At 70.9% G+C, this 11,664-nt stretch carries 13 protein-coding genes; 9 read left to right on the forward strand and 4 right to left on the reverse strand.

The window, feature by feature from the left end; genetic code table 11:
• Positions 1-27 precede the first annotated feature (27 nt).
• From ACIPJY_RS13485 to ACIPJY_RS13500, 4 genes are read left to right on the forward strand one after another with little or no spacing between them, the layout of a single operon-like run.
• Positions 28-1,326, forward strand: a complete 1,299-nt coding sequence (locus tag ACIPJY_RS13485; protein ID WP_400461583.1) for an ABC transporter substrate-binding protein — start codon at positions 28-30, stop codon at positions 1,324-1,326.
• Between the two features lie 30 nt (positions 1,327-1,356).
• Entirely contained in the window at positions 1,357-2,343 is a 987-nt protein-coding gene (locus ACIPJY_RS13490) for a carbohydrate ABC transporter permease (protein WP_400461580.1), read from the forward strand.
• Positions 2,340-3,251 (forward strand): carbohydrate ABC transporter permease, encoded by a 912-nt coding sequence (locus ACIPJY_RS13495; protein WP_400461577.1) that lies wholly within the window; start codon positions 2,340-2,342, stop codon positions 3,249-3,251. The genes ACIPJY_RS13490 and ACIPJY_RS13495 overlap by 4 nt, the downstream gene beginning before the upstream one ends.
• Positions 3,252-3,276: 25 nt before the next feature.
• Complete coding sequence (locus ACIPJY_RS13500; RefSeq protein WP_400461574.1) at positions 3,277-4,935, forward strand: glycoside hydrolase family 13 protein; 1,659 nt, start codon at positions 3,277-3,279, stop codon at positions 4,933-4,935.
• 99 nt (positions 4,936-5,034) lie between these two features.
• Here ACIPJY_RS13500 and ACIPJY_RS13505 read toward each other — a convergent pair whose 3' ends face one another.
• From ACIPJY_RS13505 to pnuC, 3 genes are all read right to left on the reverse strand, one after another.
• Entirely contained in the window at positions 5,035-5,694 is a 660-nt protein-coding gene (locus tag ACIPJY_RS13505) for a hypothetical protein (RefSeq protein WP_400461571.1), read from the reverse strand.
• Between the two features lie 356 nt (positions 5,695-6,050).
• Positions 6,051-6,740 carry a hypothetical protein gene (locus tag ACIPJY_RS13510; protein WP_400461568.1) on the reverse strand — a complete coding sequence of 230 codons (690 nt, stop codon included), beginning with the start codon at positions 6,738-6,740 and terminating at the stop codon, positions 6,051-6,053.
• A 33-nt stretch (positions 6,741-6,773) separates the two neighbouring features.
• Positions 6,774-7,439, reverse strand: coding sequence for a nicotinamide riboside transporter PnuC (pnuC, locus tag ACIPJY_RS13515; protein WP_400461565.1), 666 nt, complete (start codon positions 7,437-7,439; stop codon positions 6,774-6,776).
• 365 nt (positions 7,440-7,804) lie between these two features.
• Between pnuC and ACIPJY_RS13520 the strand changes: the two genes are divergently transcribed.
• From ACIPJY_RS13520 to ACIPJY_RS13540, 5 genes are all read left to right on the forward strand, one after another.
• On the forward strand, positions 7,805-8,359 hold the full coding sequence (locus ACIPJY_RS13520; protein ID WP_400461562.1) for an alternate-type signal peptide domain-containing protein: 555 nt from the start codon (positions 7,805-7,807) through the stop codon (positions 8,357-8,359).
• Positions 8,360-8,435: 76 nt separating this feature from the next.
• Entirely contained in the window at positions 8,436-9,032 is a 597-nt protein-coding gene (locus tag ACIPJY_RS13525; RefSeq protein ID WP_400461559.1) for a TasA family protein, read from the forward strand.
• Positions 9,029-9,913: a hypothetical protein gene (locus tag ACIPJY_RS13530; protein ID WP_400461556.1), complete on the forward strand. Its 885-nt coding sequence runs from the start codon at positions 9,029-9,031 to the stop codon at positions 9,911-9,913. The genes ACIPJY_RS13525 and ACIPJY_RS13530 overlap by 4 nt, the downstream gene beginning before the upstream one ends.
• Positions 9,913-10,518, forward strand: coding sequence for a signal peptidase I (locus ACIPJY_RS13535; protein WP_400461553.1), 606 nt, complete (start codon positions 9,913-9,915; stop codon positions 10,516-10,518). The genes ACIPJY_RS13530 and ACIPJY_RS13535 overlap by 1 nt, the downstream gene beginning before the upstream one ends.
• Before the next feature lie 11 nt (positions 10,519-10,529).
• Positions 10,530-11,057: a hypothetical protein gene (locus ACIPJY_RS13540; protein WP_400461550.1), complete on the forward strand. Its 528-nt coding sequence runs from the start codon at positions 10,530-10,532 to the stop codon at positions 11,055-11,057.
• A gap of 120 nt (positions 11,058-11,177) precedes the next feature.
• Here the strand turns inward: ACIPJY_RS13540 and ACIPJY_RS13545 are convergent, their stop codons facing one another.
• Positions 11,178-11,660: a hypothetical protein gene (locus ACIPJY_RS13545; protein WP_400461548.1), complete on the reverse strand. Its 483-nt coding sequence runs from the start codon at positions 11,658-11,660 to the stop codon at positions 11,178-11,180.
• Positions 11,661-11,664: the final 4 nt, after the last annotated feature.

Raw genomic sequence — 11,664 nt, forward strand, 5'->3', positions numbered from 1 at the left:
GCGCCGAGACCGTTGGACGGAGTCAACGTGCACGCACGCACCACCGCAGGTCCGACCCGGGCGGCCCTGAGTCGCCGGTCCTTCCTCCTCGGCACCGGCGCGGTCGGCGCGGGTCTGGCACTCGCCGGATGCGCCCCGATGCGCTCGTCGTCCGCGGGCCGGGAGACCATCACGTTCTACGTCTCGAAGCCCGAGGTCATCGGGTACTTCGACGACGTGATCGCGAAGTTCCACGACAGCCAGTCGAAGATCCGGGTCATCCGTGACTCGACGTCGTCGCTGCCGGCCGACTTCGTCCGGAGCTCGCCCCCGGACCTCGGATGCCTGAACTACAACTACGCGATGGTGTCGTTCGTGGAGCACGGCGCCCTGACCGACCTCTCCGACATGGCCGAGGCGAAGGCGATCAACCCGGACCTCTGGACGCTCATGGAGCAGACGGCGTCCTACCCGGGCGAACGGAACGCGCTGCCGTACTCGGTGACCGCGGCGTCGGTGATCTACAACAAGCAGATCTTCGCCGACCAGGGCATCGAGATCCCGACGACGTGGACCGAGCTGACCGCTGTCTGCGAGAAGCTCCTCGCCGCGGACGTCACGCCCTTCTACAACACGTACAAGGACACCTGGACCCTCGCGCAGGGCATGTTCGACTACTCCCTGGGCGGGATGCTCGACATCCGGAAGACCTTCGCGGCGCTGGACAAGGAGGGCACGTCGCTCACCCCGTCCTCCCCGGTCTCGTTCTCGAAGGACTTCGCGGCGCCGATGGACCGCATGGCGCAACTGGCCAAGTGGTCGAACAAGAACGCCGCGAGCCGCGCGTACGGCGACGGCAACCTCGCGTTCGCCAAGGGCGAGTCGGCCATGTACCTGCAGGGGCCGTGGGCGCTCATCGAGATCGCGAAGACGAACCCCGACATGGACCTCGGCACGTTCCCGCTCCCCGCCACGGACGACCCCGACGACCTGAAGGTCCGCGTCAACGTCGACCTGGCGCTCTGGATCCCGAAGGCGTCCAAGAAGCAGGAGTCGGCGCGCGAGTTCCTGCGGTTCCTGATGTCGCCCGAGATCGCGGACAAGTACAACGCCGACAACAACGGCTTCGGCACCAGGCGGGACTCGCCACCCGTGGCGAACCCGACCCTGAAGGGCATGCAGCAGTACTACGACGACGCCGCGTTCTACCTCGGCCCGTCGCAGCTGGTCCCCGCCGAGATCCCCGTCGCCAACTACGCGCAGTCGATCGCCCTCGGTGGCGCTCCGGCACCGCAGCTCCGCACACTCGATGCCGACTGGGCGCGCGTCGCGCGTCGGAAGGCCTGACCCGGTCCCGCGACCGAGGAGACGATCACCATGGCCATCGCCACGACGTCCTCCGGCGGCAACCGCCGGAACGCATCCGCCCCCGGCAGCCCGGACACCGCTCCGGACGGCTCCACCACGGGCAGTCCCCGCACCCCGAGACCGGCACGCTCCGGTCGACACCGCATCCAGCCGGTGTTCCTCGCCTTCCTGCTGCCGACCCTGGTCGTCTTCACGCTCGCCATCACGGTGCCCGCGGTGATGGGCATCGTCCTGAGCTTCACCGACTCCGTCGGGTTCGGGGAGTTCGGCTTCACGGGACTGACCAACTACCTCGCGATCTTCTCCGACCCCGCGATCCTGCACGCCTACCTGTTCACGATGGGGTTCTCCCTGGTCACCGTGCTCGTGGTGAACGCGCTCGCCCTGCTGCTCGCGATCGCGCTGACGAGTCGGATCCGGGCGAAGGTCGCACTCCGTGCGGTGTTCGTGCTGCCGATGGTCATCTCGGGCATCGTCATCGCGTACGTGTTCTCGTTCCTGTTCTCGAACAGCCTGCCCGCCCTCGCGACGACGCTCGGGATCGCACCGCTCGAGACGAGCATCCTCGCCAACCCGGACCTCGCCTGGGTCGCGATCGTGGTCGTCACGACGTGGCAGGCGATCCCCGGGACGCTCCTCATCTACATCGCCGGCGTCCTCGCGATCCCCGGCGAGGTGTACGAGGCGGCGGCGATCGACGGTGCGTCGTCATGGCGCCAGCTCGTCTCGATCACGATGCCGCTCACCGCCGGGTACATCGTCATCAACCTGATCCTCGGGTTCAAGAACTTCCTCAACGCGTACGACGTCATCGTCGGTCTGACGGCGGGTGGTCCCGGCACGTCGACCACCAGCGTCGCGATGTCGATCTTCAACGGCTTCAACAGCGGTGACTACTCGTACCAGATGGCCAACGCGACGATCTTCTTCGTCATCACCGTCATCCTCGCGCTCGTCCAGCTGCGGCTCAGCCGCGGGAAGGCCCTCTTCTCATGACGCTCCCTGCACCGCTCCAGCCCGGCACCACCCGCACCGGGAGCATGCGCTCCGTCGACGCCGACCGACCCCGCGGCCGCCGTGCCAGTTCCGGCGGGTGGAACTGGCCGCTGACGATCATCCTGGCGATCTGCTCGCTGACGGTCTTCGTCCCGCTCTACGTCACGATCGTGATGGCGTTCAAGACGACGTCGCAGGCCCTCGACGGCAACGCGTTCTCGCTGCCGGCGCCGTTCAGCATGGACGGGTTCGTCCGGGCCTGGGAGCTGACGGACTTCCCCCGCGCCTTCGGCGTCTCGGTGTTCGTCGCAGCGATCACGGTCACGGGGACGATCCTCCTCGCGTCGTTCGCGGCGTACGCGATCTCGCACAACTGGCAGCACCGGCTGTTCCGGTGGTCGTTCTTCTACCTGCTCGCGGCGATGTTCCTGCCGTTCCCGGTGCTCGCGCTCTCGCAGGTGAAACTCACCGGCATGGTCGGCCTCGACAACCCGCTCGGCGTCGCGATCCTGCACGTCATGTTCCAGCTGTCGTTCAGCGTGCTGCTGTTCACCGCGTTCCTCCGGTCGATCCCGGGCGAGCTCGAGGAGAGCGCACGCATCGACGGCGCGAGCGTCGGGCAGGTGTTCTGGCGCCTGCTGTTCCCGTTGCTCGCACCGATGAGCGCGACCGTCGGGATCTTCGCGTTCCTGGCGTCGTGGAACGACTACATGATGCCGGCGCTGATCACCGCCGACCCCGCGCTGCAGACGCTCCCCGTGCTGCAGCAGATCTTCCAGAGCCAGTTCAGCAACAACTACAACGTGTCGTTCGCCTCGTACCTCATGGCGATGGCCCCGTCGATCATCGTCTACGTGCTCACCCAGCGATGGGTGATGTCCGGTGTGACGCAGGGTGCCATCAAGTGACCGACCAGACCCCAGAGAGGACCCCATGACCGACATCCTGGACCAGCCGGCCACCACCAGCACCGACGAGACCTGGTGGCGCCAGGCGAGCGTCTACCAGATCTACCCCCGCTCCTTCGCCGACGCGAACGGCGATGGGATCGGCGACCTCCGCGGCGTCACCGAACGCGTGCCGTACCTGGCGTCGCTCGGCATCGAGGCGGTGTGGCTCAGCCCGTTCTACCCGTCCGCCCTCGCCGACGGTGGCTACGACGTGGACGACTACCGCGACGTGGACCCGAAGCTCGGGACGCTCGACGACTTCGACGGGATGGTGTCCGCCCTGCACGGCGCCGGCATCCGCGTGATCGTCGACATCGTGCCGAACCACACGAGCGACCGGCACGCGTGGTTCCGCGAGGCACTCGCGAGCCCGGCGGGCTCCCCCGCCCGCGACCGGTACGTCTTCCGCGACGGCACCGGACCGGACGGCTCCGAGGCACCGGCCGACTGGGTCTCGATCTTCGGTGGCCCGGCCTGGACCGCCGTGGGTGACGGCCAGTGGTACCTGCACTCCTTCGCGAAGGAGCAGCCCGACCTGAACTGGGCGAACCGCGAGGTCCGCGACGACTTCCTGCACACCCTCCGCTTCTGGTCGGACCGCGGGGTCGACGGCTTCCGCATCGACGTCGCGCACGGGCTCGCGAAGGACCTGGGCGAGGTACTGCCGACCTGGGCCGAGCTCTCCGAACTGCCGAAGGACGGCACCCACCCGCTCTGGGACCGCGACGACGTGCACGAGATCTACGCGGAGTGGCGGACGGTGTTCGACGAGTACACCCCGGCGCGCACCGCCGTCGCCGAGGCCTGGGTCGCCGCGGACCGCCGCGCGCGGTACGCCAGCGCCGACGGCCTCGGTCAGGCGTTCAACTTCGACCTGCTCGAGGCCGACTTCGACGCCGCGTCGTTCCGGACGATCATCGAGTTCAACCTCGGGCTCGCCGAGCAGTCCGGCTCGTCGACGACGTGGGTGTTCTCCAACCACGACGTCGTCCGGCACGCCACCCGGTACGCCCTGCCCGCCCGGAACGGCGCGTCCGAGAAGCAGGGCGGCGCATGGCTCCTCGCCGGCGGCTCCCAGGACGCCCTCGACCGCTCGCTCGGCCTCCGGCGGGCGCAGGCAGCGACCCTGCTCGAGCTCGCCCTGCCCGGGTCCGCCTACCTGTACCAGGGCGAGGAGCTCGGTCTGCAAGAGGTCGGCGACATCCCGGACGCCGATCGTCAGGATCCGGCGTTCTTCCGCAACCCGGGCGTCGACGTCGGTCGCGACGGCTGCCGTGTGCCGCTGCCGTGGACGCGATCGGGTCCGTCGTTCGGCTTCGGTGCCGGCGGCGCACACCTGCCGCAGCCGGCCTGGTTCGGTGCGTCCTCGGTGGAGGCCGAGGACGGCGACCCGGACTCGACGCTCACGCTGTACCGGAAGGCACTCGGCCTGCGCGGGCAGCTGCAGTCCGAGGAGCACCTCGAGTGGCTCGAGACCGGCCGCGACGACGTCCTGGCGTTCCGGCGGCCGAACGGCTGGACGAGCGTGACGGTGTTCGGCGACGAGCCCTACGACCTCCCCGCCGGTGAGCTGTTGCTCGCCTCGGCGCCGGTGGCAGACGGCGCCCTGGCGGGCGTGGGGACGGCCTGGTTGCGCGCGTAGGGACGCGACCAGGGAACGGACGGGAGGCACGGTGCGGGCAGGCACCGTGCCTCCCGTCCGTCACGTGGTGACCCCGCGGCCACCATCACGTCCGACGGGTCAGCTCGGGAGGACCGGCGACGTCGGCACCGCCGACGACGGGAACAGGTCGAGGTCCCATGCGGGGACCTCGCGGCGGCGCCAGCCCTCACGCAGGGCATGCACCGCGTGGTCGTACTCGGCCAGCACGTCGAGGCCCGGGCGGACCAGGAGCTGGATCTGCAGCCCCTCGTAGAGGGCGAGGAGCTGCGTCGCGGCACGGTCGGCGGGGACCACGAAGTCCTCGGCCCCGCGGTCGAAGTCACGCTGCAGGCCGGCGGTCAGCGCGGACGCGTACTCCTCGTAGCGCTTCCGGAAGAGCCCGGCGAAGGTCGTGTCGGCCCCGGCGATGTTGATCACGCCCGCGAGGACCCGGACCAGGCCCGGGTCGGCGACGTCCTCGGCGAGGGTCATCCGGACGTGGTCGATGGTGCACGTCGGCTTCCGGAGCCGGGTCGAGCCGCGGAGGTCCGTCCAGCGGTCGTACGTCACGAGCAGCAGGGCGTCCCACGTGGGGAAGGCCCTGGCGACGGCGTCGAGCGGCAGACCGGCGACGTCCGCGATCACGGCGGCGTCGACCTGGTTGAAGGGGTGCAGGCGGTACGCGCGGATCGCTGCCCGGATGAGGCGCTCCGCGGTCGTCTGTTCGTCGACGATCGTGTCGTCAGTGAGGGTCTCCACAGGACCATCTCACCGCACGGACGCCCGGGTGTCTCGTCCCAGAGCGGGGGCCGTCCGGCTGGTGCAGTGGCCGTGCGGCGGGCGGCGTGCGGCGGCGCCGTGCGGCGGCGCCCTGTTCCCCCGCCGAGGCGCCGCCACGTGCCCGAGACGCCGCAAGTTCCGGCGGCGTCTCGGCCCGTGAGCGGCGTCACAGGCGGCGGGCGGCGTCTCGACCAGAGTGCGGCGTCTCGGGCGTGCAGCGTGCGGCGGCACCGGGTTCCCGCCGAGGCGCCGCCAAATGCCCGAGACGCCGCAAGTTTCGGCGGCGTTCCGGCCCGTGGGCGGCGTCTCGGGTGGTGGGCGGCGTCTCGGGCGGCTCAGTCGTCGGGGAGCGCCAGCTTCGAGCCGCGCGGCTCGGTGTTCCGCTCGCCGGAGCGCGGCGGCGGCGTGTACGGCGGGGTGGCCTCGACACGGCGGCGCGTGAGTTCCGCGCGACCGAGCCAGAAGACCGTGGTGGCAGCAGTCCCACCCTGCAGCAGCAGGAACACCGGCGGCATGAGCAGGACGACGAGGCTCTCCGTCGTCGCGAACCCGCTGACGAGCGCACCGACCCAGATCGCGAGCCACCCGACGGGGAGCCACCGCAACCGGTCCACACTCGCGATCGCGGGCCCGACCATCCGGGCCGCCCGCTCGAGGACGTCGTCGCGGTCCTCTGGCAGGAGCTCCGGTGGGCGGGCGGCGAACTGCTGGCCGATGCGCTCGGAACGGCGCCAGCCACCGGGGGACGGTTGCCATCGCTGCGCCTGGGATCCCCGCGCGGTCCGGAAGAACACCGCGGAGATGCACCCGATCGCCGCGGCGAACGCGACCGCCATGACGATCGTCTGCGGGAGGGGCGTGCCGACCCATCCCGTCAGCACGTCCGAGACGATCGCGACCGTACCCACCAGGACGGCGACCGAGCCGCACACGATGGTCCTGCGCCGTGTCCGCACCGGATCGAGGAACTCGTGCCGACGGGCACGGAACACGCGGAGGCCGGTCACGAGGGCGCCGTCGGTCATGCGCCCATCATGCCGCGCGGACGCGAGCGACGCTCAGCCGACGGTGACCGGCGCGGCCGGGGGCTTCGTGCGCTGCTTCGCCCACACGAAGAACCCGGTCAGCGTGAAGACGCCGTAGAACACGTACATCAAGCCCGACGCGTAGTACCCGGCGGAGAACAGCAGCGGGACACCGACCAGGTCGACGGCCACCCAGATGAGCCAGAACTCCACCCAGCCCTTCGCCATCCCGTAGGTGGCCAGGAGCGAGCCGACGAAGATCCAGGCGTCGGACCACACCGGCTCGTACGAGCCGAGCGCGCGGAAGAGCGGCGTCAGGACGGCGGTGCCGCCCACCATCGCGACGACGAGCAGGACGCGGGTCCGCCAGGAGGCCCAGTGCGGGTCGATCACGCTGGCGGACTCCGCGGGTCGGTGCGTCCAGCGGTACCAGCCGTAGGTGCTCACGATGACGAACATGACCTGGCGGCCGGCCTGGCCGAGCAGGTTGACCGGGTTCGGGGTGTCGAAGAGCGCACCCATGAAGACCGTGAAGAGCAGCGCGTTGCCGGCGATGCCGACCGGCCACGCCCAGACCTTCCGGCGCATGCCGCCGAGCGCGCTGAGGAGACCGAAGACGTTGCCGATCACCTCGCGCCAGAGCACGGTCTGGTCGCCGATGACGATCTGCGCGTCGAACAGCCACCGCACGATGCCCATGGGCCCTCCTCGTTTCCGGTCGATGCAACGGTATGGGCCCCGACCGCATTCCACCGCATCCGCCCAGACGATCGGGGTACAAACTGTGTCCGCACTGTCGAGGACGAAAATCACCCCGGACTGGGTCCATGCGATCACATGTTCCCCCTTGTCGGCACTTTGGGGGACCGGTAGTTTCGATACCGGAGCGGATCCAGCCCGCCCGAGTCGCTCAGAGCCTCGGAGCCCGGCGATCCACTCCCGGCACAGGTCAGCCGCGACCCCTCGAACCCCGGGGTCGATGACACCGTCCCACCGGCACGCAAACCCGATCCACCGTGCCCGTGGCCTTCAGCGCTCCTCCCTGCGCAGAAACGGACACCCCCATGCACAAGATCGTCACCGGCGCCATCGCCGGCGCCGCCGGCGTCGCGCTCCTGCTCGGCGGAGCGGGCACGTTCGCGCTCTGGAACGCCAGTGCGTCGAGCGCCGCGTCCTCGATCAGCTCGGGCACCCTGACCCTGAGCGCCAACAACGACGGCGCCTGGACCGACATCACCAACGGCCGTTCCGCGGCGATCAACCCGACGACCGCGCTGATGGTCCCGGGGAACACGTACCAGTTCACGCAGACGCTCACCATCGGTGCGACCGGGCAGGACCTCAAGGCGAACCTGACCTACGCCAGCCAGAGCATCACCGGCGACTCGGCGCTCCTCGCGGCGACGACGAAGACCCTCGCGGTGACGTCCTCCAGCGCCTCCGTCGTGCAGTCCAGCTCGAACACGAACACCTTCGTGGTGTCGCCCTCGACGGCGACCTCGACCGTCAAGGTCGTCTTCACGATCGCCCTGCCGAGCTCCGCGACGAACGGCCAGGGCGGCACGCTCAACGTCGGCGCCCTCGCGTTCACGCTGACGCAGACCGCGATCCCGTCCTGATCCTCGGCGCGGTGGGTCCCTGATCCGCTCACCGCGCCGACACATCGACACGACCACGACGACCAGGGGAACGAGCATGACCGGGACAGCGACGAGGAGGGGACGCCACCGTGCGCCCCGCCGCGCCCGCTGGGTCTGGCCCACCGTGCTCGGCCTGGTCGTCGCGGTCGTCGTCGCGCTGGTCGGCACCGGCGGCACGTACGCGCTCTGGAACGGCGCCGCGAACACCTCGGCGTCGACCGTGAAGTCCGGGACGGCGACGATCACCGTCGGCGCCCTGTCCACGATGAACTCCGCCGTGCTCGCGCCCGGCACGGGCGTGACCGGGACGTTCACCGTCGCGAACACGGGCACCGTGCCGCTCTCGATGCGGGTCGCGACCACCGCGACGAACGTGGCGTACGCGACCAGTGCCTCCAGTGCGACCGTGCTCGGCGAGGAGACCCTGAAGCTGTCCGTCGTTGCGACCGCCTCGGACTGCCGGACCGGGCTCTCGGGCGCCAGCGCCCGCGTGGCGGCCTTCGACACCGGGTCCGGGTACTACACGCTCCCCGTCGGCGCCCGCGGCGTCGGGTGCGTCGAGCTGGTCCTCGACGCCGACGCACCGCAGAGCGTCGCCGGCGCCGTCACCGATTTCACGCTCACCGTGACCGGGACGCAGGTGGCCCCGTGAGCCGCCGGGTCCGCGTCCTGCTCGCCGCGCTCCTCACCGCGGTGTTCGTCGCCGGGGGCTCGAGCGCCGCCTGGGCACTCTGGACGGCGACGGCGACCACGGCGTCGAGTGTGACGATCGGCAAGGTGTCCGCGTCGATCACCGGCACGAGTGCGATCACGACGACGTTCTCGTCGACGGTGACCTCGGTGACGAAGCCCGTCACCTTCACCAACTCGGGGTCGATCGCCGGCACCACCTCCACGACGGTCTCGGTCGTCTCCGGCAGCTCGACCGCACTGGCGCAGGCGGTGTCCGTCGTCGCGTGGCCGGTCGTGTCGACCGCTGCGTGCACGGACTCCGCGGCCGTCGGCAGCGGCTCCGTCACCGGCACCTGGGCGTCGCTCCCGAGCATGTCCTCGAAGCTCGCAGCCGGGGCCAGCGCCGTCTGGTGCACGCGCAGCACCCCCACCTCGTCCGCGCCGCCGTCGACCACGACGAACGTGAACGTCAACCTCACGCTCACCGCGGGCACGTGGACCTCCGGCGTGCTGCAGGGCGGCTTCTACCTCAACACGTCCGCGGCGGCAGCTGCGCTCACCTGCACGGACCACAGCGGGAACTACGTCGACGTCACCTGGCCGGCGTCGTCCCGCCCGACGGACACGTGGTACGCAGCGTTCGTCGGCACCACCATGGTCGGGCAGAAGGCGCAGGACTACTCGGCGCGGATCACCCTGGCTCCGCAGGACATCCCCTCGAGCGTCGCGACGAGCGGCACCGTCACCGTCACCGTGAAGGTCATCGACAGCGCTGGGAACGCGACCTCCACCGTCGCGGGCAGCGGCCCCGTGACCCTCTTCACCCAGAACGACGGGGCGGCGATCCGATGCGGCGCCTGATGCGCACGTCGCCGGACCCGGCGCCGCGCACCGGTTGGCGGGCCGTCCTGCACGCGGTCGTCCTCGGCGCGAGCACCGGTCTCCTGCTGCTCGTCGCGGGTCTGGCGGTCGTGCTGATCGTCGTCCCGAAGGCATCGGGGTCGATGCCTCTCACCGTCCTCACGCAGTCGATGGAGCCGACGCTGCCGCCGGGGACGCTGCTCGTGGTGCGCCCGACGCCGATCGAGGACATCCGCGTCGGCGACGTCGTCACGTACCAGATCGTGTCCGGGCAGCCGGCGGTGATCAGCCACCGCGTCGTCTCCATCGCGTCCTCGTCCGACGGCTCCCGGACGTTCGTGCTCAAGGGCGACAACAACGCCGCCCCCGACGCGCAGCCGGTGACGGCAGCGCAGGTCCGCGGGGTGGTCTGGTACAGCGTCCCCGAGGTCGGCTACGTCAACCAGCTCGTCAACGGCTCGCGCAGCTGGCTCATCCCGACCGTCGCCGGGGTCCTGCTGGCCTACGGAGCGGTGATGGTGACGATCGGCATCGTGTCGGCGTCCAGACGGCGACGTGCTCGCGACCGTGGTCGGGGCCGACACCGTGGAGCGCACTCGGTCTAGGCTCAGGCGTCGTGACGGACGGTGTGACGCGGACCCGCGAGCTGCTCGACGACGCGGCACGACGGCTGCGAGCCGCCGGCGTCCACGACGAGGCGCTCGGCGAGTACGTGCAGCCGAAGGCCGTGCTCGGCATCCGCCGCGAGCCGACCATCCGGTCACTCGGACGCGTCTGGCGGGTCGGCGCGCTGCTCCTCGGGTCCTCGATCGAGACCGGCGGACGGGTGTGGGCGATGGGCACCATCACGCGCGTCACCGACCCGGGTCGCGCGCAGTTCCAGTCGGTCTCGGCGGAGACCAGACGGGCGTACCGGGCCGCCGCGGCCCGCGGACACTTCGACGCCGGGGACACCGTCAACCACGGTGCCACACCGATCCCGCTCGACGACACGCTCGTCGGCGCCGACGGGGTGCTCCTGGTCGAGGACGACCTGCCGCTCGTGCGCTGGTCCCCGGCCGCCGGGTCGACCGTGCCGCTCGCCGACTACCTGGAGGACCGCGTCGGCCTGCTCGTCGACCCACCAGCAGGCGCGACGGACTGAGTGCCGGGGCCGGCCGACGACGGACCGCCACCGGCGGGGCGGGAGCGAGCCGGGCCTCCCGTCCGGTCTGCGACCCGGCCACGCGGCCCGGTGAGCCGGCACGCCTGGTGGGTGGGCTGGTCAGTGGCCGTCGAGCGCGTGGCAACCGCCGTCGAGCACGAAACCGTCGGGCTCCGCGGTGACGGTGCCGTCGTCGTCGACGCCGCCGACGAGACAGCCGTGCTGGTCGACCTGTGCCTCGAACCGGACGGAACCGGTTGCCTGGTCCACGACGATCCACGGGTCGGGTGCACCGGCATCGGCGAGGGCCTGGCGCGCTGCCGACTCGGTGACGGGGCGGGGCGCGTCGGCGAGGGCGTCGAGGACGGTGTCCGCCGCGGCCTGGAGTGCCGGGCGGTCGGCGTCGCGGACCTCGGTGCGTTCGTGGTGACGCTTGTTCAGGGAGTACTGCGGCGGACCGTCCCCGGCGCTCACGGGTGCGCTGCTCGTGGTGCTGCTCGGCGTCTCGAGCGCTGCCGGACCGGCTTGGACCGCGCACCCGGCGAGCGTCATCGCGGTCAGCACGGTCAGCACCAGCCCCACGCGTCTCGTTCGTTCCCCCATGCGG

The sequence above is a fragment of the Curtobacterium sp. NPDC090223 genome (assembly GCF_044746585.1).
Classification (GTDB): Bacteria; Actinomycetota; Actinomycetes; order Actinomycetales; family Microbacteriaceae; genus Curtobacterium.